The 23,615-nt window shown below is 59.1% G+C and carries 28 protein-coding genes and 7 pseudogenes; 12 read left to right on the plus strand and 23 right to left on the minus strand.

Translation table 11 applies throughout. The annotated features are described in order from the left end of the window. Nucleotides 1-249 precede the first annotated feature (249 nt). Entirely contained in the window at nt 250-444 is a 195-nt protein-coding gene (locus tag BM374_RS34825; RefSeq protein ID WP_092303124.1) for a hypothetical protein, read from the plus strand. Nucleotides 445-961: 517 nt separating this feature from the next. On the opposite strand, the gene BM374_RS40180 is transcribed toward BM374_RS34825, so the two are convergent. From BM374_RS40180 to BM374_RS34850, 5 genes are all read right to left on the minus strand, one after another. Further along, nucleotides 962-1,480, minus strand: a complete 519-nt coding sequence (locus BM374_RS40180; protein ID WP_349510013.1) for an ABC transporter substrate binding protein — start codon at nt 1,478-1,480, stop codon at nt 962-964. Between the two features lie 135 nt (nt 1,481-1,615). Further along, nucleotides 1,616-1,795: a hypothetical protein gene (locus BM374_RS34835; protein WP_092303128.1), complete on the minus strand. Its 180-nt coding sequence runs from the start codon at nt 1,793-1,795 to the stop codon at nt 1,616-1,618. Between the two features lie 23 nt (nt 1,796-1,818). Then, nucleotides 1,819-1,968 carry a hypothetical protein gene (locus BM374_RS34840; RefSeq protein WP_244552806.1) on the minus strand — a complete coding sequence of 50 codons (150 nt, stop codon included), beginning with the start codon at nt 1,966-1,968 and terminating at the stop codon, nt 1,819-1,821. A 331-nt stretch (nt 1,969-2,299) separates the two neighbouring features. Further along, nucleotides 2,300-2,926: a hypothetical protein gene (locus BM374_RS34845; protein WP_092303132.1), complete on the minus strand. Its 627-nt coding sequence runs from the start codon at nt 2,924-2,926 to the stop codon at nt 2,300-2,302. Between the two features lie 12 nt (nt 2,927-2,938). Then, entirely contained in the window at nt 2,939-3,259 is a 321-nt protein-coding gene (locus BM374_RS34850) for a hypothetical protein (protein WP_092303134.1), read from the minus strand. Between the two features lie 626 nt (nt 3,260-3,885). Between BM374_RS34850 and BM374_RS34855 the strand changes: the two genes are divergently transcribed. Beyond that, the gene (locus tag BM374_RS34855) at nt 3,886-4,077 is read left to right on the plus strand and encodes a CsbD family protein (protein WP_092303177.1); all 192 of its coding nucleotides are present in this window, start codon (nt 3,886-3,888) and stop codon (nt 4,075-4,077) included. Nucleotides 4,078-5,009: 932 nt separating this feature from the next. Here the strand turns inward: BM374_RS34855 and BM374_RS34860 are convergent. Both BM374_RS34860 and BM374_RS34865 read right to left on the minus strand, forming a co-directional pair. After that, a pseudogene (locus BM374_RS34860) lies at nt 5,010-5,332 on the minus strand (hypothetical protein). A 252-nt stretch (nt 5,333-5,584) separates the two neighbouring features. Further along, a pseudogene (locus BM374_RS34865) lies at nt 5,585-5,989 on the minus strand (IS110 family transposase); the annotation flags it as partial. Between the two features lie 876 nt (nt 5,990-6,865). On the opposite strand from BM374_RS34865, the gene BM374_RS34875 reads away from it, so the two are divergent. Further along, nucleotides 6,866-7,078 (plus strand): hypothetical protein, encoded by a 213-nt coding sequence (locus tag BM374_RS34875; protein ID WP_092303138.1) that lies wholly within the window; start codon nt 6,866-6,868, stop codon nt 7,076-7,078. A 264-nt stretch (nt 7,079-7,342) separates the two neighbouring features. Here BM374_RS34875 and BM374_RS34880 read toward each other — a convergent pair whose 3' ends face one another. From BM374_RS34880 to BM374_RS34890, 3 genes are all read right to left on the minus strand, one after another. After that, the gene (locus BM374_RS34880; RefSeq protein ID WP_177248752.1) at nt 7,343-7,852 is read right to left on the minus strand and encodes a hypothetical protein; all 510 of its coding nucleotides are present in this window, start codon (nt 7,850-7,852) and stop codon (nt 7,343-7,345) included. Between the two features lie 11 nt (nt 7,853-7,863). Beyond that, nucleotides 7,864-8,328, minus strand: a complete 465-nt coding sequence (locus BM374_RS34885; RefSeq protein ID WP_092303142.1) for a TspO/MBR family protein — start codon at nt 8,326-8,328, stop codon at nt 7,864-7,866. A 163-nt stretch (nt 8,329-8,491) separates the two neighbouring features. Then, nucleotides 8,492-8,992: a fasciclin domain-containing protein gene (locus BM374_RS34890; RefSeq protein ID WP_092303144.1), complete on the minus strand. Its 501-nt coding sequence runs from the start codon at nt 8,990-8,992 to the stop codon at nt 8,492-8,494. A 214-nt stretch (nt 8,993-9,206) separates the two neighbouring features. On the opposite strand from BM374_RS34890, the gene BM374_RS34895 reads away from it, so the two are divergent. Beyond that, on the plus strand, nt 9,207-9,806 hold the full coding sequence (locus BM374_RS34895; protein WP_092303146.1) for a helix-turn-helix domain-containing protein: 600 nt from the start codon (nt 9,207-9,209) through the stop codon (nt 9,804-9,806). Nucleotides 9,807-9,987: 181 nt separating this feature from the next. Here the strand turns inward: BM374_RS34895 and BM374_RS34900 are convergent, their stop codons facing one another. Continuing rightward, entirely contained in the window at nt 9,988-10,263 is a 276-nt protein-coding gene (locus tag BM374_RS34900) for a hypothetical protein (protein ID WP_092303148.1), read from the minus strand. Between the two features lie 234 nt (nt 10,264-10,497). Then, nucleotides 10,498-10,707, minus strand: a complete 210-nt coding sequence (locus BM374_RS34905; protein ID WP_092303150.1) for a hypothetical protein — start codon at nt 10,705-10,707, stop codon at nt 10,498-10,500. 523 nt (nt 10,708-11,230) lie between these two features. On the opposite strand from BM374_RS34905, the gene BM374_RS34910 reads away from it, so the two are divergent. Beyond that, nucleotides 11,231-11,437, plus strand: coding sequence for a cold-shock protein (locus BM374_RS34910; protein ID WP_092303153.1), 207 nt, complete (start codon nt 11,231-11,233; stop codon nt 11,435-11,437). 251 nt (nt 11,438-11,688) lie between these two features. On the opposite strand, the pseudogene BM374_RS39640 reads toward BM374_RS34910, so the two are convergent. Beyond that, a pseudogene (locus tag BM374_RS39640) lies at nt 11,689-11,820 on the minus strand (extracellular catalytic domain type 1 short-chain-length polyhydroxyalkanoate depolymerase); the annotation flags it as partial. 61 nt (nt 11,821-11,881) lie between these two features. Between BM374_RS39640 and BM374_RS40370 the strand changes: the two are divergent. Beyond that, a pseudogene (locus BM374_RS40370) lies at nt 11,882-12,482 on the plus strand (IS5 family transposase); the annotation flags it as partial. Between the two features lie 90 nt (nt 12,483-12,572). Here BM374_RS40370 and BM374_RS39650 read toward each other — a convergent pair. The 5 genes and pseudogenes from BM374_RS39650 to BM374_RS40375 form a co-directional block, all read right to left on the minus strand. After that, entirely contained in the window at nt 12,573-12,779 is a 207-nt protein-coding gene (locus BM374_RS39650) for an HAD hydrolase-like protein (protein WP_349510014.1), read from the minus strand. Next, nucleotides 12,761-13,021 carry an HAD family hydrolase gene (locus BM374_RS39655; RefSeq protein WP_244552808.1) on the minus strand — a complete coding sequence of 87 codons (261 nt, stop codon included), beginning with the start codon at nt 13,019-13,021 and terminating at the stop codon, nt 12,761-12,763. The genes BM374_RS39650 and BM374_RS39655 overlap by 19 nt, the downstream gene beginning before the upstream one ends. 67 nt (nt 13,022-13,088) lie before the next feature. Next, nucleotides 13,089-13,379 carry an HAD family hydrolase gene (locus BM374_RS40185; protein WP_349510015.1) on the minus strand — a complete coding sequence of 97 codons (291 nt, stop codon included), beginning with the start codon at nt 13,377-13,379 and terminating at the stop codon, nt 13,089-13,091. Next, a complete protein-coding gene (locus BM374_RS34930; protein ID WP_092303157.1) occupies nt 13,372-14,142 on the minus strand; it encodes an SDR family NAD(P)-dependent oxidoreductase in 771 nt (256 codons plus the stop codon). Before BM374_RS34930 ends, BM374_RS40185 begins: the two co-directional genes overlap by 8 nt. Nucleotides 14,143-14,201: 59 nt before the next feature. Next, nucleotides 14,202-14,318 (minus strand): annotated as a pseudogene (locus tag BM374_RS40375) (ribokinase); the annotation flags it as partial. A 1,140-nt stretch (nt 14,319-15,458) separates the two neighbouring features. Here BM374_RS40375 and BM374_RS34945 point away from each other — a divergent pair. From BM374_RS34945 to istB, 3 genes are all read left to right on the plus strand, one after another. Then, on the plus strand, nt 15,459-16,577 hold the full coding sequence (locus BM374_RS34945) for a hypothetical protein (protein WP_092303179.1): 1,119 nt from the start codon (nt 15,459-15,461) through the stop codon (nt 16,575-16,577). A 618-nt stretch (nt 16,578-17,195) separates the two neighbouring features. Next, nucleotides 17,196-17,459 (plus strand): hypothetical protein, encoded by a 264-nt coding sequence (locus BM374_RS34950; RefSeq protein ID WP_502689486.1) that lies wholly within the window; start codon nt 17,196-17,198, stop codon nt 17,457-17,459. Between the two features lie 11 nt (nt 17,460-17,470). Next, nucleotides 17,471-18,214 (plus strand): IS21-like element helper ATPase IstB, encoded by a 744-nt coding sequence (gene istB / locus BM374_RS34955; protein ID WP_092303161.1) that lies wholly within the window; start codon nt 17,471-17,473, stop codon nt 18,212-18,214. Nucleotides 18,215-19,110: 896 nt separating this feature from the next. Here istB and BM374_RS34960 read toward each other — a convergent pair. Continuing rightward, complete coding sequence (locus BM374_RS34960) at nt 19,111-19,377, minus strand: DUF3551 domain-containing protein (protein ID WP_092303163.1); 267 nt, start codon at nt 19,375-19,377, stop codon at nt 19,111-19,113. A 752-nt stretch (nt 19,378-20,129) separates the two neighbouring features. Between BM374_RS34960 and BM374_RS34965 the strand changes: the two genes are divergently transcribed. Together BM374_RS34965 and BM374_RS34970 are read left to right on the plus strand one after the other, a co-directional pair. Continuing rightward, nucleotides 20,130-20,477, plus strand: a complete 348-nt coding sequence (locus tag BM374_RS34965; RefSeq protein ID WP_092303165.1) for a hypothetical protein — start codon at nt 20,130-20,132, stop codon at nt 20,475-20,477. A gap of 427 nt (nt 20,478-20,904) precedes the next feature. Beyond that, complete coding sequence (locus tag BM374_RS34970) at nt 20,905-21,588, plus strand: helix-turn-helix domain-containing protein (protein ID WP_092303167.1); 684 nt, start codon at nt 20,905-20,907, stop codon at nt 21,586-21,588. A gap of 109 nt (nt 21,589-21,697) precedes the next feature. Here BM374_RS34970 and BM374_RS39660 read toward each other — a convergent pair whose 3' ends face one another. Next, nucleotides 21,698-22,177: a HipA domain-containing protein gene (locus tag BM374_RS39660; RefSeq protein WP_244552809.1), complete on the minus strand. Its 480-nt coding sequence runs from the start codon at nt 22,175-22,177 to the stop codon at nt 21,698-21,700. Here BM374_RS39660 and BM374_RS40040 point away from each other — a divergent pair. Continuing rightward, nucleotides 22,172-22,294, plus strand: a complete 123-nt coding sequence (locus tag BM374_RS40040) for a hypothetical protein (RefSeq protein ID WP_283807103.1) — start codon at nt 22,172-22,174, stop codon at nt 22,292-22,294. The genes BM374_RS39660 and BM374_RS40040 overlap by 6 nt on opposite strands. Before the next feature lie 400 nt (nt 22,295-22,694). Here the strand turns inward: BM374_RS40040 and BM374_RS39670 are convergent. The 3 genes and pseudogenes from BM374_RS39670 to BM374_RS34985 form a co-directional block, all read right to left on the minus strand. Then, nucleotides 22,695-22,924 (minus strand): annotated as a pseudogene (locus BM374_RS39670) (HipA N-terminal domain-containing protein); the annotation flags it as partial. A 253-nt stretch (nt 22,925-23,177) separates the two neighbouring features. Further along, a pseudogene (locus BM374_RS39675) lies at nt 23,178-23,270 on the minus strand (antirestriction protein); the annotation flags it as partial. Between the two features lie 133 nt (nt 23,271-23,403). Next, nucleotides 23,404-23,615 (minus strand): ATP-binding protein (locus tag BM374_RS34985; RefSeq protein WP_177248753.1); only part of this gene is annotated, 212 nt, incomplete at its 5' end.

Below are 23,615 nucleotides of genomic sequence, written 5' to 3' on the forward strand. Positions count from 1 at the left end.
CGATGATGGCTTGCGCGACGCGGAATGGATTTGTCAAGTTCGACGAAGGGTCAAATAGAGTTGCAGCCCCAGGAGCCTATGGAGTTTCTTGCAGTGCTGCCACACGTTGCAAATCTGCCCGTCAAAGATCTCTACAGATGCTTGCCGTGACGGAGGGGCGACAGGTCGACAGCATTACCATCCCGCCCGAATAGATCGCGCGCGCCTGATTGGGCACGGAACCAGTTCGGCATAGTCCCGTTCACGTCGATGACATTCACGGTCGAAATCTACGGGACTGCCTTAGACGGTTCAGACTGGCTAATTCACCGAACGACCGTTTCGGCAATCAACCAACTTGCAGCGCGCAAGACAGCGGACATCCTGCTAGCCGCGCGCAAGAAGGCCACGCGCGCCAGCGTGCTGAACGAGCAGGGTGAGACCATTTACATCATCAATAAGTAAGAGGCGCGACGGCCCAAGCGCCGTACGGGAGGAGAGGAGAACGGGACGCCGGGGCCGCGAGCGCGCCAACTCGAAGCGCACCACCCGCCCAACAGGACGACCGCTGCGTCGTTCCTAGGAGAATAACGCTTCGGAAACGACTGTGCACTTTTGGACGCAGGAACTCCGAGACCCGTAATTTTTTACCGTGAAAGTTGAACGCCGTCGATTGCGGCGGCCTTTTCGTTTCTGCTCGGCACAATCTCGCAATGACTTGGAGAGCACACTTGTCGCGTACGCCTCTGGCGGCCCGACAGAGCCAAAATGTCTATGGCCCGGATTCCAGCCCCAAAGCCCGACGAGCAGTCGGCCCCGCCATGTGTAACAGCATTAGTGGCGTCGCTGCGCCGTTGCTTGAGCTGGCGCCCGACGGAGGTCCGCTTCTCGCCGATAGCAGGCAGTCAGTGCCTGACTTCCGGATTGCGCCATGATCGGCTGTGAGCAGTAGCAGCAAAGGAGTCCTTATTCGATCACCTCGTCAGCGAGCAAGCAATGAGGCAGGTATTTCGAGACCAAGCACCTTTGCAGTCTCAAGGTTTATGAACAGAACAAACTTGGTGGGCTGTTCGACGCACAGATCGGCTGGCTTGGCGCCCTTAAGAATATTGTCCACGTAAGCTAACGCAGCGCCGGTTGAAATCATTGATGTCGCTTCATAAGACGTCAGTTCCCCGAGTTGCACAAACTCTTTACCCATAGTCATTATGGGGAGCCGATGCTCTGTTGCGAGATCAACAATGCGTCTTCGTTCGGTGTAGAGCATCGGACTTGGAAACACGAGAACAGCGTCAGGGTGCTCGCCGGCAAATGAGGAAATGCTGGATGAAACTCGTCGGGACCGTGCACAGCAACACGTCGCAGCTGCACTCCGAGGGTCCGTGCCGCCTCCTCTGTTTCCTTCATCATGCCGGTCATAGTGCGCTCGCCATATGCCCAGGGTGGAACAAGACGGCGGCCTGCGAAATCGCGGGGGGAGCGCTTCCTTGAGCAAGGCCACGCGCTTTGGGACAAGCTGCGGGCCCAGGAACGTCAAACGTCAAGCGGGTGATGTTCCCTCCGGGTCGCGCGAGACTGGCGACAGGCCCGTCTCCGGCAGGATCGCCCATCACAGCCACAACAACGCATCGGCGACTCAGTGGTCGTCCAACTGATCAATGGACGTCACTTGAAGACCGGCCGAATCTAGTGCCGCGGCGATTTCTTTCCCGAGCAGCTTGGCTTCCTCGATCCCGATCGGGCCGGCAGCACGATCCTTGAAGAACTGACAGATCGCAGCGGTGAGGATAGTGTTCAGTTGGTGAGGGTCATCCATTCCCAGTCCCTCTCCCGAGGCACTTACACCAAAGAGGTCGGCTCGTTCAGTCTTGCTTCTGCGGGGGCCGTCTTCTCTAGCGCGACTTCCTTTGCAATCGCCGCCAGCGAGGGGCCGATCTTGTGGACAATCCGCGCAAGATCGTCGTCGGTTATCTTAAGGCGCTTTTTCACGGACTTGACCTGCCTCGCATCCGCTAGATCCAGCGTCGTTCTAATCGGGCGCCGTGGCTTCGTGAGCATGACCTGAGACCCTCGTTATACAAACAAGCCTGGCTATTGCCATTTGTTCCTACTTGCCGGAGAAACCTGATCGCGATGCATTCCCATCGATGCCGGGGTCTGTTCCAGAGCTCAACGCCTTTCAGAAACTTCCTCGGCTCTGGCCTGAGCGCCTTTGTTTGTTGGAGCCGTCGATGAGTCCACGTCTGCGGCAAGCTTGGTGCACGGGTTCACCAAAAAAGCCCCGCACTGCGGGGCTTTTGTCTTGTCGGTTCTGACGAGCCTATCGCCCCCCACCGGTGCCGTACAGCTCGCGCTCGCGGCCGATGTCCTCCGGAGACAACGGTGGGCTTGCGGCATCGAAGTCACTCCAGCCGGACTTCTGCCAAGCGGAGCTGCGCTCCTGAAGATTGACGGATCTCTCATGGAGAAGTGCATCGAAGCGTGCGCGATCGTTGTCAGGCACCTTAGCGGAGACGAGCGTGCCGCCCCGGCGAACACCTTCCGCGTAGCGCGATGCATCTTCCCTAGAGACGCCAGCCTCAGTGAGAGCGCCGACGATCCCGCCTGTGGCCGCACCCGCCGCCGCGCCGGCCGCCGTGGAAGCAAGCCATCCTGCAGCCACAACCGGTCCCAGACCCGGAATGGCCAACAGGCCAAGGCCGGCAAGAAGGCCGGCCGCGCCTCCGATGCCGGCCCCAATGCCAGCACCCGCGCCAGCTCCTTCAGCGCGATCGTCAACGCCGTCGCGGTCACGGTCAACTTTACCGCGCTGCGAACTGTACCAATTGTCGGAATTGTTGGCGACGATGCTGATGTCGGAGTGCGGCACGCCGGCGCTCTCAAGCCGGGTGACCGCCCGCTCGGCATCTGAATAGTTGTCGTAAAGGCGGGAGATGGTGGTCGTCATGCTATCTGCTCCTTATTTCGTGGGATTGACGTTGCCCTGGAAGTCGACGCTGACGTCGGTCTTCGTGCCGGCCTTGTCGGCCTTGCCGCGCCAGACCCCTTCGTTGTCCTTTTGCAGGCCGGAGACGTTGGAATATCCCGCGCCTTCGATCCGCGATTTCGCCTGGCCCTCGGTGAAGCTGTTGCGGCCCGAGACCGGCGCGTTCGAATTGTTGTTATCGGAGCTGTTGATGGCGTTGTTGCCAGGGCCGCTTTGCGCCGGCTGAGATTGAGCGCCCGCGGGCGCGGCCGCGAGCAGCAGCAAGGCTGCGGCCAGCAAACTAAGACGTGACATGTTTTTGTCTCCTGCGACTGATTGTGCGAGCGACAACAAGTGAGAGTCGAATTGGTTGCTAGTGCGGAAGATGCCGGAGTGCCGCAGCACGGTCGTGCCTGACCGAGCTCGCTAGATCGCGCAGTTAGAAACGCACGACCCGTTTACTTGCCCTGTCACCCCAGCCAGGGCGACGGCGGCATGCGCGGGAAGGAGGCTGCCTCAGAGACGTGAAGAGACCAATAGAGCGACGCGCGCGACCAGGTTGCGGTGCTTAGAGTCACTACGGCAAGGGCCTGTTCGCTGCGTGCCTTGAGTTCTCTGTGATCCATTGTGCCCAACGCCGCGCCCCTCCTCTGGTTTACAGCTTGTCCGACTTCATCCTGAGACGGTCATCAGGACACTCGCGGAACAACTGACCAGCCAGGAAATGAATACGGAGATTATCCGTGCCGCCGGCTGTTCTGCTCCGGCTCGCGGCAGGCGGGGGGAGAGCGTGACCGAGAGCGGAGCTTGTGCGATAGCCGACATTACGACCACCTCAGCCTACGAGAGGCTCAGAAGTGTGACACTCTGACTTGTTCTGCGAGGAACGACAGCGCCGCGCTTACGTTGTGCTGGGCTTCCTGACAGCAAAGGACAAGATCATGGACCGTGAACATGTGAAGGGCGCTGCCGACAAGGCAAAAGGCGCCATCAAACAAGGTGCCGGCAAGCTCGCTGGCGATAAGGACTTGGAAACCGAAGGCAAGATGGATAAGGCCAAGGGGTCCGCCCACAACGCAGCGGGGGATGTGAAGGACGCTGCGCGGGACGCTACGGACACCCTCAAGAAATAAGCAGAAGAAGCTAAGTAAAAACTAGCCGCCCACGGGCGGCCTTTTTGCGACGGTCTAGTTGCTTTGTGGCGGGCGTTCTCCAGAGGCCCTGCAGACGCGCGGCGGTTAATCCGAACAGGGCAGATGAAGTGCCCAACCATGCCGCCAATCTGATTTAGATCGAGCAGATATTCTCATAGCCTTGAAAGAGGCGAAACATCGACCGATGATGGAGCGCCGCTTTTCCCGAAGCTGCGGACCGAGGGTTGTAATGGCAAATCCCTGATATCGATGTCGCACATCCTACCGTTGCCCTCCCGCAGCTAGAGCACATGGTCGCCAACTTGATCTCGAGACTGAGAATGGGCGATCCGCATTCCAGCCACGAACGTAAACGCCGCGAGCTAATGCCGCGCTGAAGAACCGGGAAAAGAGGTTTTTTGATCGTTGGCGAGGCCGTGATCGTTGGGGTGGACGGCTCGTACGCGATACGCATGAAAGCGCAGATACGCACTCACACGCCAATTTACGAGTCCGTTTCGCGAACAGGTGCGAGAACTTTCGGCAATTCGCAGGGCGACTGAAGGCCGGTTGTGATTTTGCCGGCGGATCTCGCCAGCGCCGGTCGAAACGGTCCGGAAACAAGATTAGGGCTGAGACGACATGAAGTTGAAGCCGGAAGGGCGAATGATTGCCTCCATCTCAAGGGACGGAGAGACACCTATGACCAGCTATCGGAACGCCCGCGCTGTTGCTTTCTCCGCCGCGGTGATCATGGCTGCCCTCGCGCTTATCCCGCGCCCGGTCAGCTCCGATCTCGGCGCCGGTTGGAAATGCAGTCAGAACGTTCTCATGACGAGCTGCCGACCGGCTCAGCAATGACCGATCAGCACCGGCCATAGCCGCACGGCGGGAGAGACTGCTCGAGCGGATTTCATTGTCTTGAGCTTATGTTATGCAGCAGTGCGGCTGGTATTGGCCTGGACGAAAACCTCTAGCACCGGCGAGAGATCGAGCCTTTCATGAGCAGCGCGCTGGGCGAGCGCATCGGCGATGTCCTCTCTCTTGTCGCGGGGCCAGCCCTCGATGGCGTTGGAGACGACGATCCGCACGGGATAGGCACACAGATTAGGCCGCGTAGCACCGTGTCGCAGTCGGTGTCCTGCTCGTCAGTCTCGCGCCAGGCGCAGCCGGCGCGCGCGCCGAAATCCTCAAGCACCAGGTAGATGTCACGGTCGAGGCGATCGGCCGGCACGATCGAGGGCAAGGAACGCATACGCAAACTCCACACTCCGACCAGAGGCGTAGGTTGGGGAGCCGGGAACGCGAGTCGGGCGCGCAAGTTCCGGACGGGTAATCGAGACAAATTGGCCCCAGCTCGCAGGGTTAGGTGGGGGCAATGAGCTGGGGCCTCGGGGTCGCCCTTCGGGGAAAGGGCCCCGGGAAAACTCGGCAATCCAGCTGTCGTTCCTGATGGGTAAACCAAGCGCCGCGGCCTGAAGCCGCGGGTATAAATCCGTACCGGACTGCCAGTCCGGGAACCCAAAATCTGCCGCGCCTGAAGGTCGAGCTGTTCGGCGGTCTTGGTTGCGACGAATTTCATGGTCGCGCGTTGGACAGCCTCGGCGATGGCTTCCGCATCTCGGAAGTCATTCTTCTGCCCCTTCGAGAAGGGGCGCACGTATTTCGCCGGCATCAGGCGGGCGTCGTGGCCAGGCATTTAGAGCTTCCGGCTGTGATGATGCGCGCCGACGCAGGCCTCCATACCGACCAAGCACGGCGGCAAGTTGGCGAGCCGTGTTTCCAGCTGGCTGCGTGACCACTTCTGCCGCAGCACGATGGCGCCGGGGTGATCATGACTCACGAGGTGGAACGAGTCCTTGCCGATATCGATGCCGATCACGGCGATCGCTGTGTTGAGGTTCTGAGACATGGCGCGGTCCTTGACTTGAGCGCCCCTTGCCAGCTTCTCGCACTGGCGGGGCCGGAGCACGGCCGGACCATCCCATTAGCGGATCTCGTCACGTGTCCCTAAAATCGTTCGCATGCACAACTAGCAATCGTCCCGTTCCACGCGATGGCAGCGCGAACCGCGGTACCTATGCCCAGGTTCAGTTCGAACTTTGCTTCGCCAACATCTCACGCTTGAGCGATGAACGAAAACTGAGGGAAACCGAGACGTTTTACGGCTGAGCAAAGATCCGTCTAAAGGCACGGTGGAGCAGCAGGCCGCGCTCAAGCTCGAACGCAAGCAGCTTGCATTGCAAATAGAACGGCAGACAAACGTCTTACGAAAGCGGCACCTTTAATTTTAGCGCCATTCGTTCTCAGGCTCTGTCCCCGCTGGCCGACTGAGCTGCTCCAGTCCGTCCTCGATCACTCGGAGGTCCTCAAGTACAGCATTTCGGGACGGAGCCGGATCGATGCCCGAGGTGGACTGTAGTGGACCCAGTAATTGGCGCCGAAGGTCTCGCATATTCTCCAAGGCTCGCCGGTTTCCTAAACGTACATAAGCAGAAACGATCGATTCAATCGATGTTGGCAATGGGTGGCTCCTAATAGACAGTTCTAAAATAAGTTGCAGAATAACCGGTTTGAGCTAACCCGCAAGCTCTGCTAACGGGAAGCTGACAGACTGCCTTCAGACACTGGTTCCACGGGACGGGGCCGATCACGCATTGGCGGCCTGTTCTGGGGGAAGGCCCGCCCGCAAGAGTCCTCCCTCAAACATGTGATCTAATTCATATTGCACTTCGGCAAAGGAGCGGCAGTTTTGTTTCGTCGAAAGTGACATTGGAGGACGGGTATAATGCCAACGGACAATTGCTTAATTGTTCTCGCCGCGGGAAGACGGTTGGATCTCCTACGCGAGGAAGCTTCTCGTATAGCCAAAGAAAACAAAGTGGGCTGGCATACCGACCGCGCCGACATGGGCACGCGCTTTTGCTTCGAGGACGCTAAGGCAAAAGAGGCCTTCGCGCGCACCTGCGACAACTTCGGCATTTCATGCCGAGACGGCTAGCCGGAAAAGAACCCGCCGACCCTTGCGACCAGCGGAAGTTTGACGCAGGGCGGGCACCGATCGCTGAATGCTGCCCTGGCATGTCGGCCATCTGCGACGTTACGCGGTGTTTGACGGAAGTCCGCTCACCACGGTAGAGCCGACCAGATTTGCTCAACCTGAGTTCTTCGCATTTTGACCCACAAAGTCGAGCCACAACTCCCGACAAATACCGCGCATAGGTTGAGATGCCGACGTGTGCGGGCGGCAGCGACGACGTGACGTCTAAATTCTACGGCTGTCGTAGGCCCAATGTAACAACGCCTGGCGCTGGCGCGGCCGGCAAGTCGGGTCACCCGGTTCGCAATGCTTCCTGATTTGTGAGACGTGTCGACTCATGCCCTTCCAGCGCCCTATCTGTCGCGCATCTTCCTCAGGCAAGCGCCGGCCCAGGTAGTAGCGGCAATACCACTGGAACCAGCCCCGCGGATCGTCCGGCTGTATCCAGCCCTTTCTTCGCCACTCCGACAAGCGTTGGCTGGCGTCCACGCCGAAATAGTTCAATGAGCAGTCGCGGCCAGAAGGCGAAAGCTTCGCCCGCGCGAACCAATTCGCGGGAAACTCGCGACGACAATCCGTTAGGTATTTGCCGCAGAACACGCCGAGTTCGAGCATCTGCTTGGGCGTCAAATCGGGCCGGAATTGCGGATCGAAATCGCGGCCGGCCGGCGCAGACAATACATAACGGTAGCCTCTTTGCATCTTGTCACTCACGATGACAATGCGGCGGCGCATCCGGCCTCCTGTTAGTTCAATAGCCAGATTGCGCCATTCAGAACCGAAGCGAATGCAACCCACACCGCGTAAGGCGCGAACAGCCGAGATGCGATCTTATCGCATCGCCAGGTTGTGATGATGAAGCCAACGATCGTCATCAGAAGCAGCACGATTACGCTAAGGGCGATATCGATGCGATGGCCCGCGAAGAATATGGGTGACCAAACGAAATTCAGAGCCAGCTGTCCCCACCATAGCTTCATCGGTAAGTTGTTGCGGCCCTCTCTCCAAACACGCCACCCAGCGATGGCGATGATAATATAAAGCGCGCTCCAGATCGGGGCAAAGATCCAGTTAGGCGGACTGAAAGGCGGCTTGCTTAGCGCCGCATACCATGCACCGGGGGCGGTCGCGAAGCCGATGATAAGGCCGCCCCCCAGAACGAGCGCAACAAACAAAAGTAAACTACCGAATTCGGCCGCTCGCATTTTCATTCGAATGGATCTTCGTCGCTGTTGTTCGGCAAAAGAATGTCAGTGGTTCTCTTGTCCCGCATGAGCAGTAGCGATCGCATCTCGTGGGGGCCTTGTCGAGAAGGCGCCAGTCCGCTTTGGGGCAAGGCGGACCGGCGGTCGATCGGTTGAGGGATACGGCCTATCAGCTCTGGGGCGGCAGGATGACCTTGTCGATGACGTGAATAATTCCGTTCGAGGCCGGGATATCAGCCTTTACGACGCTAGCATCGTTGATCGTCACCTTGCCTCCTTTGGTCGTGACCTTCACCATTGCTCCGTTGACGGTCTTGGCCTGGTCGAGCTTCGTTACCTGCTCAGCTTTCACTGCGCCCGGCACCACGTGGTAGGTGAGGATGGACGTCAGCTTCGCTTTGTTCTCGGGCTTCAGCAGGTTCTCCACCGTGCCGGCCGGCAACTTGGCAAATGCCTCGTCCGTCGGTGCGAACACCGTGAACGGTCCGGGACCTTTCAGGGTAGCGACCAGATCGGCCGCCTTGAGCGCCGCCGCTAACGTCTTGAACTGGCCAGCACCGACCGCCGTGTCGACAATGTCCTGATTGCTGGCGCGCGCGAAAGTGCTGCCGACCGCCAAACCTACCACCGCCAGAACGACCGCGGCCTTCGCAATACCTACTCTGCTCATCTTGTAGCTCCTGTGAGTTGATGGCTTTGACTGTGGAGCCGGCTTGGCCGGCGTTCCGGTTTCGAGGACAGAGAGAAACGTGTTTGCCTCGGTTCATTGAATGATAGTAAAAATGATTTTCATCAATGGCACATTTGTGTGTTATGAAAAATGGTTATCTTGTAGAGAAAAAATTCTTCCCTTATTTGCACTCGTATGAAATGAGATCGGAACCATGCTGTCGGAGACGCTGATCACAAGCCTTGAGGGCTACGCCATCGGCCCGAAGATCCGCCGGCTGCGGCTGCGCAAAAAACTGGGGCTGGTCCAGCTAAGCGATCACACCGGTCTCTCGCCGGCGATGCTGTCGAAAATTGAACGCGGGCATCTGTTTCCGACGCTGCCGACCTTGTTGCGAATCGCTTTGGTGTTCGGCGTCGGACTCGATCACTTTTTCAGGGAAGACAGCGACCGGCCGGTTCATGCCGTAGTGCGCAAGGCGGACCGCATTCGTCTTCCAGAGAAGGCGGGGCGGACTTCGCCTGCTTACCGCTTCGAGTCGCTCGACTATCCGGTCAGCGACCGCAAGCTCAACGGCTACTACGTCGAGTTTGGGGAGGAAGGCGAGCAGTCAGAGCCGCACGAGCATCCTGGCGCGGAGATGATCTACGTTTTGGATGGCGAGCTCGTGGTGAACCTGGAGGGCGAGGACTTCACACTAGGCCAAGGCGACTCGATGTATTTCGATTGCGCTCATCCGCACACTTACCGCCGTAAAGGGGCGTTGCTATGCGCGGCTATTATCGTGGTGACGGCGGAATCAGCTTCAACGTGACCGGGATCGCAAGACGATCCGTAAAGGAACAGGAACCATCCCGCTCAAGCTCGGAAATGGAGCTTGGGCGACGTTCATGAATGTCTGAAGCACAGTGATCTCGAGAGACGTCCGATTTCCGCCGCTGTTAGGAGTGGAGCGGACATCAGGCGGCCAGCTGCTTAATGAGTACACATCCTTGCTAGTTCGGGCGCAGCAGTCCGTCTCCGGCGGCCAGCAGCTTCACAAAGGTGCCGCTCTCATGCAGATCGAGCCAGCCTCTCTCTACCGCGTAGCAAATGCCGACGTCGAATTCCGCGCCGCTGGCCTTGCAGCCGGTCTTCGACAGAAACGGCGCGTTGATCTTCTCGATGTGGATGCGGCCGTCCTGGACCGCCTCAATGTCCTTGGCCAACTCGATCAGCTTTCGCGCCGCGGCCTCTGGGGCGGAGTAAGGACGTTCGTTCATCAGCTTCATTGGATCAGCCCCCAGCCGCAAATGCCGCTGAGCTGTAGGTGATTCTCAATTCACCGCGAGGACGTGTCCCTGGGCAAGATGGCTTGCTCGGTACCGTTGCTGCCGGCGACAAAGTTGAGCATGCGCACCTCGGGCAGACAAACCGTAGCTCGAGCAAAGGAGAGAGAGACTCCAGCAGAGAAGTGTAGTCATCAACACCGTAGAAGTGCTGTGTCAATCGGTCGCGGCCTTTCCTCAAGGCCAGCGCTGAATTATGCCGCGCATAATTCGCGCGAACATCTTCGCCCCATTGATTGCTTGCTCGCGGACCATCTGCTCCGGCCGCAGTCTGCGCGACGGAAGGTCATCGAAATAGAAGTAGACGCTCCTGCGGCCGTCAGTGAAGCGCACCTCGAAGCTACCGGTACCGGGCACGGCTTCGTGCTTGATCAGGCGGACAGTCACGCCGCCATCGAAGCGCGGTGCAGGCGAGAGTCAATTATCGATTCCCGGTAGACGCATGGCGCCGAGCTGCTGCCTGTCATGGGCGTGGAAAACGAGACGCGCCGAACGCCTCAAGCGGGCAGCGTGATCGTCTCCGCCCGCTGACATGGGCGGCACTGGAAGGCGTGCACTGCGGGCAGGTCGAGGATGGCCGGGAGCGTCGCCAAGAACGTCATCGGGCGTCGGCAGCGCGAGCAGATCAGGATTGGCGGGTCGGCTTTAACCGGCGCGGACATAATGCCCGCCACGGTAAAGGCACCGAGGGCTCAGATCATGCCGGGGCAACTACGGGGAAAGGCATCGGTGAGCCCGTACCGTCCAAGCTTGATTTTCCGCGCGTCCAGTATGCCAGCCTCAGTTGCGAGTGCCTGCGCTCCAATGCGTGATCCGGCTTGCTGCTATGTTCGGAATCGAACAATCAGGCGTCTATGGCTAGGTTATGCTCAATTTTGCGATGATACCTTTTTGATTCGGAGATATTGGCGTGGCGATGGGTAAGGTGAAGTGGTTCAACACGACCAAAGGCTATGGCTTTATTCAGCCTGATGACGGCAGCTCAGACGTCTTCGTGCACATTAGCGCCGTTGAGAAAGCCGGCTACACGGGCTTGGCTGAAGGCGCGCGGATCAGCTACGAGCTTAAGGCGGGGCGGTCGGGCAAGACGTCGGCGGAGGATCTACGGATAGGCTGACGGGAAGGCAGCTTCAATTGCCGACCCAGGCCGCAGCGGCATCGCATATCGGACCGGAGAGCGCCGACCGAGGCCGAGCGGGAAGCTCGAAAGGTATCTCGAGATACAGGAGCCAAACTGCCGGCCTCGGAGTATGAGCGCGACCAACAGGCATTCCATCCGAACCGATAACGCCTGAAGGCGGAGCGGCTGGCTCGCGAGGCGGCCGTCAGACACAAGCCCAAGTCCTGATCGTTGCGTCCGCAGCGAAGCTAGTTTCGTCTCCGCTGCAGCGAGTGTTCGAGAAAGAAACGCAGCATCTTCCTCGTCGCATCCGGTCCGTCCGGATCGGTGTAGGAAGCGGCAGGGTTGCCTCCTCACCATGCGTGTCCGGGTCGGTGGATTTCCCAGAGACTGCCGCGATATGCGCCCCGAACTCGCGCCGACCATGAATGCATCAAGCCGATGCTGCCGAACAAGCCGCGTGGCGTTCCTCGGGTGAACGACAGGCGGTCCTGAACGGCATCTTCTGGGTCCTTGCGATCAGGAGCACCCCGACATAATCTGCCGAGGGCGTTTGACCCTTCCACCACTTGCTAGATCCGCTTTCTCAGGTGACCGCGGACCGGGGTTGGGGCCGCATCATAGAAGCGCTTGCCATTGCCCATGATGCCGATGTCCAGATGATCGATACCTCCATTGTCCGCGTGCATCAGCATGGACCCTGCATCATAACAAACCAGCGCCATCGATTTCCCGCGGCGGCCTAACGCAAAATTCATGCGATGGTCGGTAGCAATGGTCTGCCCATTCCTTGGCGCTGAGCCCCCGGTTGGCCCACGACGTCCGACTTGCCGGAAAACTGCTGCTTCGCCTGAAATCGCGGTCAATGCTGCTTACCGACGGTGGCTTGCCATGAAGAGGGCGCATGGACCAACATCCCGCCGAAAAGCAATCGCCGCAATCAGATCTGTTTCAGTCCCTATCTCTATCGCGCTCGCAACAGGTCGAGAGATTCTTCAACAGGGCCCAACAATGTCGTCGGGTGGCAACGCGCTTTGGCCGCCAACTACGCCATGGTATCGTCAGATTGATTTCCGCACGATCTGGGCGCTCCCATAGACTTTGCCGACGCCTTCCAGACGAACATCGGCCATCATGCGCTCCTCTGTCGCGGTCTTCCAACCAGCACTGGGATCGCAATCTGCGCCAGACTCGATACGACGAAGTCTCGTTGCGCCAGGGCGGGACTGTCTCGCGGCGGAACGCCGGTCGTGACCAGCACGGTTGGAAGGCCAGCCTGCTTACCGGCCTGAATATCCGTCGCAATCTGGTCACCGATCATCAGTGTGGCGCCGTGCATTGTCCCCAGGGCAGGAAAGCGCCGTTCTGATCATTGTGCGGCTCGGGTTTACCGGCGATCAGGGGCTTGACCTGGGCGGCCGCAGCCACGGCCGCAATTGTTGCTCCTGCTCCCGGTTCGAAGCCATCGGCAGACGGCAAGAGAAGGTCAGGGTTCGCGCCGATGAGGCTGCTCCATTCATGGTCGGCCTCAACAGCAATCCTCATCTTCTCATGCGTGATGTGGTGATCGAGACCCATCATGACGATCTCCGGCCCTTGGTCAGTAACGTCCAGACTACCGCGGCGACACCATTCGCAGGCACCATATCTACGGCTCGCGTCCGGGTACTTCGCCCGTGCGAGTTCTGCGGCTACAATCGCGCACGTAAACCGCTTCGTCCGGCGCGATTGCAAGGCCAAACGCTTCCAGTTTTGGACGTCGTTTTCCGGACGTGTGGGTCGAAATGTTTGTCACGAAGCAGAACGGAAGTCCGGCCGCCTGCCACCGCGTAAATGCCTCTAGGGCATCATAACTGCGGTATCTCCACGATCGAGGACGCCATTGGGGTCCGCCCCCTGCCACGGACGGCCCATTGAGGTGAGAGATTGGGCTAGCCATTCATCAGCATCCCGCCGTTCACGTGAACGATCTGACCCGTCATGTAGGAAGCCGCAGGACTTGCGAGGAAGACGGCTAGCCCTGCGATATCCTCGGGCACTCCAACCCGTCCCAAAGGGATCCGGCCACCATGCCGCGCTTCAGTCTCCACCCGTGGGCGACCGTGCATGGGAGTATCAATGATGCCAGGCGCGATTGCGTTCACGTTGATGCTGAGCGGCGCGCATTCATAGGCAAGTAGTTTGGTCATGTCGTGAACGATTGCCTTCGAAAGACAATAATCGGCTCCGCCGGCCTGATAGTTGAAAACGGCGCCTTGTGATGACAGCGAGGAGCCGACATTGATGATGCGTCCGCCCTTCCTTTTCATGAAGCGCTCGACAACCAGCTTTGAACAGCGCAGGACGGCGATCGAGTTGATCTGGATCGTACGTTCCATTTTTTCAGCGCTGCCGCTAAGCAATGGCTGGGCAGATTTTACGCCTGCATTATTGATCAACACGTCGAGCCGGCCAAAGTGTTGCTCGATCTGTCCAAGGACTCGACTGACGTCTTCCTCGCGCGCGACGTCCATGGCCATGGGCACTATGCCGTTGCCATAGGGCAGTCTTGGCAGAGTGTCTCTGAGGTTCTCCAGATTGGCATCGGTGGCAACGACGTTCGCGCCTCCGCGGCGAAACGCGTTAGCAATGGCAGAGCCAATACCGCCGGCTGCCCCGGTGACGAGCACCGTTCGGTCTGAAACTGAGAACTGTTCGGTCATTCCAACTCCAAGATCGTTTGAGACTGTAGAAATTCGCCAAGTGCCTTAGCTGTCGGCATTCAGCTTTGAGCGCCGCGCCGTGTCACACATAAGATTCCAACGGCTAGCGCCTTCCTCGCTGCTTCCTTTGGAGGCAATAGCTGATCGAGCGATGCTGCGAATGCCCCATTAAAAGCGTCTCCTGCGGCCTCTTATTGACCGCCTTGACGGGAAGCGCCCGCAGAGCAAAGGAGCGCGTGGTATCGGAGCCCTGCGCCCCCAGCGGGATCAGCGCGGCACCGCGGCCCCGAGATCAAACACTTTCGCGCCGCACGCGCGGCGCTATCGAAGTCGCCTACTTGGATACCTGTCAGCTCGAAAGCCTTCGTCTGGTTTGGCATGAAGATTAACGCGCCTCCACGCAGTCGATGGAAGAGCTGGCCTTACCAGAGGTGGGTTAAAAACAAGCTCGAAGCTTTTTTTAAGCCTTATCTCGAAGAGCCGATTGAGCGCAGGGATCGGCATACACTGATTTCGGCGGCGATTGTCGTCCTCCATGAACTTGGTGCGCTTTCGATCATATCCGGTGCCACCTTCGAATTGGCGCCTAGGGCTATGAGGATCATGTTGGAGCCGTCGTCAGCGACCATAACCATAGCAAGCCTGAGACGGCCCCCAGCTTCCTTAACCGATTTAAAGAGCGATTGACCGACATCATCCTCAACAACATGCATGTAGAAGAGTGGTTGGAGGCGGGCGGCGGCAACGGCTTGGTTTACGCCCTTTCTTCCAGGCTGACGGGTCACCTCACCTGTCTGTCTATGCGAATGTATGCTCTCCACCTCTAAGGTGGCCCGGGTCCTTCGCCCCGCAACGAATCAACATCACGGGATGAAGGTTTCCGATGGATGATGCCTTGCGACTGCAATATTCAAGCCACTCCCGGCGACACCCAAAAGATCGCAGTCGCTCCCCTTCACATCGGGGGCAGCTGCAACGATTCCTGCACTGTCCGCGCGATGCCTTCAACCTAGAGGTCCGCCTCGCTTTGGCCAGCATCCGCACAGCACCGGCCAGAAGACTTCCCAGCTCAGTACACACATTATTGCAGGTCAATTTTGTCGCCCCCATGGTGCTCCACAAAATAGAATTTGCTCGTGCCAGCTCCGACTTACCCAGCCAGTGTTAATGCAAAATTCGATCCGGTATTCTCAGCGCGTTCATCGGTGATGTGGCCATCGGTCAGGCTCATTTGGCTCACCGAATTCTCTGGGCGCGTCAGCTTGTCGACAGCTGGTTCTAATAGACTGACGGCGACACGCTCAACCGGGGGGAACATGGACCCATTTAACAGCATCAACCCATTCGCTCCAGAGTTCGCTGCATACAACGCCGCGGTGCCGCAAGCGGAACAGCAGCAAGCGGAGTTTGAACCGTACTTGGATGAAGTGCCGCAAGTTGGTACCTCTGCGGTCGCAGCGAATCCTGCTTCTGCTGATCCCTACTATCCCCATCTGTCTGAAGAAGGCCTCAGACCCATCGAGACCTTGGGACTTGAGCACCAGAGGGCCGACGGTTCTCATCCCGAACACGCGGTCAGCGCAGGCGAGCACGCCACTGCCCTGATGGCTGACGACTATACCGGCCAGTTGAGGCCTGCGAAGAGGCAGAGGACACTAAGCCAGACGGAAGCCGATGCCATTGAGCACCAGCCCAGCGAGCCTAGCAATTCAGCCGCTCGCGAGCCGATTGAAGAGGCTGGCACACCGTTTCAGGCCAGCGGTCCGTTCATCCTTCCTGCGGAGGACTACACTCAGGATCTGCTGTGGGCGATGCTGGAAAACGCGGGCTCATCGTCCTCTCTCGAACCAACCGAGCGTCATGACCAGGACGTGCATTCAGGAGCGGCCGTTCGTTCCTTCAACTCGCGGCAGGCCGACGAGCGCACATCAGCGGTGCATGAGGGTAGCAGCGCCCCGTCGAGCCAGGACACCCCACGCGCTCCTTTCATATTTCATCACGACCGCTTCACGGCCCTATTCGTGCCCGCGGCGGCGATGAGGGGCAGCTCTCGACTCAATCTGTCAAGCGCACCCATTCATTTCGGGTCTCGACCGGAAAGCGTTTCTCAGCCGAGCGCACAGCCGGCGGCTCGGCCCTCGCCCGCATTGCTTGCACAGGCGATGGAGCAAGCCGCTCCGGCGTCCGCCAGAGCTGAGACGACGCCGCCCATGGGCCGCGAGATCTACGCCGCATCATTCGCCGTTCCTGAGGGCTTTTCGCACGGGACCCAACCCGCCCCAATCACGATGATCTCCAAGCTCGGCCGCTGGGGCCTCTTGCCGGACGCAGCTCAGCCGATAAAGCAATACGACATTCGCGGCGAGCGTTACACCGCCCTCTTAGGGCCGGGAGGACCCAATGACGTTCGGCTCATCCATCATCCACAAATGTAGACGCCAGGGACACCCGCTACTTGAGGACTCAACACCGCAGGTACCGGACTTGTTGATGCAATATAGCTTGCTTCAGCGGCTCTTGCGAGGCTCAGTGAGGCTCGGGCGTTGCGGATAAGCGGTGTGGCCCCGAGGCACCAGCGAACATCATCGTTTAGCGGCTCCTCGTCGATCGGAACAGCTCTCCCCCCTTTGTTGTTTGCTCAAAGCGCGATCACGTTGCCGGGCTGGTTTCACTGAGGCAGTTGTGCAGCGAGATCGGCGGTCTACCGCCGACCTCCCAGCCGGGCGCTCTTTGCTGATATCTGCCCTGTCTCCACTTTTGTGCTGGGCGCCCTAAGGCCGAGGAACCAGTGGGCATTGACGCATTCGGCCTTAAAGCGGCTCTTCAAGCCTCCATGAAGGACTTGTCGGCGGCTTGCGGGGCCGCCAGAAATTCCAGCGTGCCGCCGCACTAATAGGTCCACAGGTCACGGTCGCACGGCATGAACTCGCGGCCTCGATCAACGTGGATCTTTGCTCGAATCTCACTGATTTGCAGCCCCTCCAGCGCCAGCACGATTCGATGCCGCGGATAGCGATGCGCACTAGGCCGCCGTCGGGCCGGCAACCAGCGCATTGTGCGACCTCATTCTCCACGAGCGCTCACACCCCGAACAAGGCTTCCGCGCCTGCCTCGGCATCCTCAGGCTCGCCGCCTCCTATGGGCGCGAACGGCTGGACGCGGCGGCTGCGCGGGCGATCGACATCGGCGCGCGCACCTATGGCTCGGTCAAGTCGATCCTCGCCAACAATCTCGATCGGCGTCCCGCTCACCAGCGCTCCGCGGACGATGCGCCGATCCTGCATGCCAACATCCGCGGACCGCGCTACTACAATTAGGAGACCGTCCCTTGCTCACCCATCCGACCCTCGACCGCCTCAACGCCCTCGGCCTCCACGGCATGGCCAAGGCCTTCGCCGACATCGAAGCCGCCGGTGAGGCTGGCAGCCTCGGTCACGCCGAATGGCTTGCTCTGCTGCTCGAACGTGAAGCCTCGCTGCGGCACGACAAACGGCTCGCCACTCGCCTGCGCTACGCCAAGCTGCGCCAGCAGGCATGCGTCGAGGACATCGACTATCGCACCCCGCGTGGTCTCGACCGCCCGCTGTTCGCCAAGCTTGTCGAGGGCCGCTGGATCGACGACCACGTCAATCTCCTGATCTGCGGACCGGCAGGCGTCGGCAAGAGTTGGCTCGCCTCGGCGCTCGGCCACAAGGCCTGTCGCGACAATCGCTCCGTGCTCTATCAGCGCGTCCCGCGCCTGTTCGACGATCTGGCGCTCGCCCGCGGCGACGGTCGTCACCCACGCCTGTTGCGCGGCCTTGGCCGTGTCGATCTGCTGATCCTCGATGATTGGGGCCTCGAGCCGCTCGATGCCGGCGCCCGTCACGACCTCCTGGAAATCCTCGAAGATCGCTACGGTCATCGCTCCACCATCGTCACCAGCCAGCTCCCCGTGGACCAGTGGCATCTGCTCATTGGAGATCCCACCTATGCCGACGCCGTGCTCGATCGCCTCGTCCACAATGCCCATCGGCTCGACCTCACCGCTGAGAGCCTGCGCCGAACCCGGCAATCCGCCCGAAACACCTGAGCGCTGGGGACATGCCGCTGCGCTTGGACAACGCAATCGCGTTGCCCACATGCCCACAGCAACCGCAGAAGAAGAAAAAAGGTTGAAGTCGCGATTCCAGATTGACCGCGCGGCTTGACCGATGCCAGAGAACGAGCCGGCCAGAACGCCTCGCCGCTGGGCGAGATCAAATCGGAAAGGTGGGCGACATCGTCTCGGAATCCACGGGCGACTTCACATCGGTACGCCTGGGCGACTTCGTCGGAATCCGCAAAAAGAACGCTGAGATACTCTCAATTGTGATGAAGGCGCGGATAGACGACCCTACCAGTTCGTGCAGGAGATCTCGCAGCTCACGTTAGTTAGCTTGCTGCTGTTAGGGCCTTGGGAATTTCTTCGATGTTGATCGAACCATTGGGCCAGTCTCCTTAGGGTATTTGGCGGTGTAGAGATCCAAGCAAGCAGGATAGCGGCGATTGGAAAGGCGTAAGCGCCGTATATCTGCTCGCAATTGCCGATGGGATCCATACTCCGGCAGCCAATCAGAGCCGTGGGGTCGCCTTGGCTCAGCGCACAGGGCGAGCCGTCGCCAATCTGCTATTGCGGCGGGCCAAATCGACGGCAGCAGCCGGCCCACTAATCCTAAGTCATACCGTCTGATGATTTTCGGCTTCTTTGGAGGGCTGTATTGATGAATCTCCGCTCAGCCACTACCTCGAAGCGATGCTATGCTCTTCATTTATCTTCATCTGTCTGTGGCGGAGAAGCACAGGGCTTCGGATATCCGCGAGCCTTGGCTGGCATGTAAAAAAAGGCGCTCCAACGCAGAACAGCTGAAGGAACGGAAACAGGAGCCTGCGCGAGACAATGTTAAGGGCAGACCTCGCCGCTTGGTGTACCAGCAATTCTGATTCACATCAGCGCGATTGTCTTCCTTGCCGCTCGAAAGCGTAGGTCGGATTGATGCCGCAATAGGCGTCTGTACCTGATGCAGTAGCCATGCATTGGTCATAGGTTGAGAACTGGCAGTTGCCCGGATATCCCCAACTGCGTCCCTGCAGACAGTAGACGTCCTGGCGTACCGGTGGCGTGTACGAGTGAGCGCGCGAACCAGCCGTCGAACGCGATCCTGAGCCGACGAGGATGGGAAGTGCGAGCACTCCGATAAGGAGAACGTAGCGCATGAGACCTCTTGCCTCCCTTAAGTTCACTATAAGATATGCGATCTGAATTGCACCCTTGACCTAAGTCAATGGCGGATTGCCGGCGTCACTCCGCGCGCTAACACCGGAGGATTCAGCGTGACTGGCGCCTGCTGGCGCAACCCAAGTTGAGCGGGACCTTGGGTACACAAAAGGCGCAAGCAATGAAGGCGGCCCAACGGTACGCCCTGCCTCGGGGATTCTCGAACGTCGGTCAAACTTTGGCGCAGCTTTCCTGCTACTTTCCCGGCAGAACGACTCTTGTGGGCGCGCTTCGCCATTTTTGTGCGGATTCGCTAGCAGGCAAGATCTACGAGGGTTACATTCGCGTAGGTCCCCGTGACGAACACCATGCGCAGCCAACATCTTGGACGTTCTGGGAGGCCTGCGTGCTCAGGGCGCGCCGCTATTGAGGTTGGAAATGTTTCAGCGGATTGGGCCTCGTCCCACCTTTCATGTATAGCGCGACAATCTGGGCGGCATGCCGCGCGGTGTCCTTCTCCCTTCTGATGAGGCCGGCTCGTTGCAATGTCAGTACCATTTGGTGCCCCCCAAGCCGGGCTGACGCCGAAATGATCCTGCATGTCGCGTTCCGCTAGGGTCTGCGGTGCAGCCACGTATAAAGGTGGATGAAGGCGAGGTACTGCCCCTGTTAGGCGCGAAGTCTTTTTGCCGAGGGACTCACGCCGGCCATCCGATTCAGTTGTTCGTGCCTGCCTCTCAGGCAGGTAAGCATGAATGTACGCTGTCGGGTCGAACTCAGCCGAGTCGAGCGCGGCGAACTTAGGGGGCGACTCAGCGGCGGCAAGTATGCGTCTCGCAAGCTCAACTGCGCCGAGGCTTCGCTGGTTGCCGATGCGGAGGCCCGCGACGAGGAGATCGGCAGGAGCGTCGGCGTAAGCGGCTTGACCGTGTACCGGACCAAGCGCCGTTTCGTGGAGGGCAATCTGGAACGGGCGCTGAGCGAGGAGCCGCGACCCCGGGTCAGACCGCAAGCTCTGGGCAAGGAAAGAAGCCTTGCGCTGGTGGTACGTGAGGCGCATCGGCATCGCCGCGTTCTCTTCGATTTGAGTAAAGCATGAATACAGATCCGCCGCTGTAGGCATTTCCGCTAGGCCCTGGGGCAGCCCCTGCTCTTCTACATTCTTGTGCGCGTATTTGTCGAAAAAATGCATTCTCGCGGAGCTCCAGAGCGTCGTCCGGCTATTTGCCGCCGATTCTATGCTGCAGGCTTGATGACGCAAGCTGAGCCGAAAGACCACCCGGTCACGCAGGTTAGTCGCGGCGGGCTGATTCAAATCAAAACCGGTCAGCGTAGATAGCCTATGCTTGGATAAACGGGCTGCGCCTGCGTCGCGCTACGCTGGTGCGCGGTAGTGCCTCACAACGATACGACTTCTTGTTTTCATACAAGCTTGTTACAATACTTGCGGTCCTGCAGATTGCGCCCGACATTAAACAGCGATCGATTCAGTCATTATAATCTTTCAGTGGTCAGGAGTGCCTGATATGTTGGTAAGTATCACCACAGACCAAAGATCTTGCCGTAATGCGCTCAATGAGTTCGGCATATCGAGCCTGTCAAATCCGATCGTCAGCTCGAGTGAATTCACTTACAAGAAGGGTAGGACGATCTACATCGAGGGCGACTCCGCCGAGTACGTCTATCAGGTCATGAAAGGGGCGGCACGGACCCACAAACTGCTGTCCGATGGGCGACGCCAGATTGGCGCATTTCATTTACCAGGTGACATTTTTGGATTCGAGAACGGTGGGGTACACCGATTTAGCGCGGAAGCCGTTACGCAGAGCACTGTTCGCCTCATTAAGAGACACACTCTTGATGCGATCGCCCAGACTGACGCAGTTGTCTGGCGCACCTTGCTCAGCATCACGACGATTAAATTGCAGCACGCGGAGAACCATATGCTGCTGCTTGGACGTAAGACTGCTCTGGAGCGCGTTGCCGCTTTCTTGCACGAGATGGACGTGCGGCTCATGGCTGTTGATGTTATGTCACTGCCAATGTCTCGGCGAGACATCGCGGACTACCTGGGCTTGACCATCGAGACCGTCTCGCGCGCAGTGTCGCAATTGCATAGTGATGGCGTGCTTGATTTCATCGGCAATACTCAACGCGAGATCATGATTCTAGACCGGCGGCGGCTTGCTAGTTTCGACCTACAAGGTTGAGCGCAAACCGTAACTCGGACGAGCATGAGGCGGCGCAGCAACGGCATATGCCGTTCGGTGAGCGCACCAATATCGGAATGAAATGAGTTCATTGTGCGCTCGTCTCCGTTCAACTGATGGATGATCCGTATCTTAATCCCTTTAGAGCATGTTCGAAATGCTTGGCTCGCATACCCAAGCCCGCTGCCAATCGCTCGACGACCGCGTTCTCCAATACCCCGTTTTGCGCGCGGGTGCGAATGTCCGCCACCAGGTCGGGGATCTGCCCGGCCATGGAGATCAGGGTAGCGATGAGCACGTTCGCATCAACACGCGTCTGGCGCGCAAGTTTTTGCCACTGGCGCAAGCCGATTTGAACGAGCTTGTATTCAACCCCGACTTTCATTGTGAGTTTAATCTTGCGCTGATCGAGATATTCATACGGAAGAATGCTGGCGATGTCGTAAAGGGGGGCGAGACGCACGAGAGGACCGCTGTCCAGAAGCAATGAATAGTTGTTGGCGTGAGCATCACAGCCTGCAATGAGCCAGGACCAAAGTGCTGACGAAAGTCGGAAGGTCAGCCCGCGGTCTGTCGAGTAGGTATGCAAGAGCTCGACAATATCGGCAGGCGTTGGACTGCCCTAGTTCTGGTATTTCTTGGTCGGCAGGATGCCCATGGCCTGGCAGATATCTTCCTGATGAACGAGGATGATGTTGCCCGCTGACCTGCCGATCTACCTTGGTTTCAGCGGCTGGCAGCCCGAGCTCGCGTGCGAGCCGCAGGCAGGTATGCTCATTCACGGCGTGGCCATCGAAATGGCCTGTCGCTGGTTTCAAATGTGGGTGGCGGTATGCGCCCGGACGGAATGCCCCAGTTGATGTCTTTGAGGAGAAGCGCGGTTTTCGGCTGGGCGCCTGCAAGACTGAATTGACCCGCGTCGCGGGCAGACGACAGGCAGCGTGATCTTCGCGCAAGACTCGAATGCGGCTTGCTATTTCCGGCCTATCCAGCCATTTGATCTTGTCGCCTTTGCCTGTTTTCAGAGCCTCCAATCGATCAGGCGTGACGAATTGGACAGCCCCGGCGCAATTCTCGCCAACGTTAGAGATGAGACCAAACACGTTGCGCACCGATACCTGAAATTTCTTGGCCCAGCGCTCAAGCAACTGCTCGTTGTCAGGAAGCAGCCCCACAAGAAGGCCTGAACGGTGGCTGGACCGTGCTCCTCGGCGGCAAGCGGGATCGATAGCGACAGGGGTAGGCCCCGTCGGCATTGCGCCATATATTCTCCGTAGACGAAGGTCAGCCAGCCGCCTGCGTCACTGCGGACGCGACCGGTTTCGGTGCCATCCAAGCGTGCAATGAGCTCGGCGAGTATGTCTTGCCTTTGTTTGCTTTGGTGACGATGGCTTTGATTTCAACTGCGGAGGTAGACCTGCGGCTGTGGGCGCTCCACTGCTGGCCTCCATCGGGATGCCGAGAAGGCCGAGAGCACGGAGGACAACGGCCAGCTCTGCGCGGGGATGGCCGTCATCGAGCTGGATCACCCATTGACGGCCAACGCCAATCTGCTTGGCCAGTGGACCAGGTCTCGAGCATCGCCTCCGTGTCAGGCCGAGATCGGCGGACAAGAAGGCCGTGCCACGCTCTGCGACCGACTCTTCCATGGCATAGCCTTCATCGCCGAAGCGCTTACGGCCCAACTTGTAGCGCGGCAATCTGGGTAGGAAGTGCGCGGCAATCAGGATGGCGAGGCGTGTCGCGGCCTGATGATGATTGCCGCGATGATTGTCGCGCGCAAGAGTTTTGTTGAACTCTGATTGTCGCGCAGCGTCAATCAGCGACGGTTTTGGGTGTCGCGTGCGATGGCGGCCGTCCGGGACCGCGTTTTCGTTCGAGGGCGGTCCGTCTGCGATAGCTCTCGACGTTCATCTCGACGATGGTGGCGTGGTGAACGAGGCGATCGATAGCGGCCAGGGTCATGGCGGGGTCCGGGAAGACCCTGTTCCATTCGCCGAATGGCTGATTGGCGGTGATCAGCATCG

Origin of the sequence: Bradyrhizobium sp. Ghvi, assembly GCF_900115265.1 — a bacterium.
GTDB lineage: Bacteria > Pseudomonadota > Alphaproteobacteria > Rhizobiales > Xanthobacteraceae > Bradyrhizobium.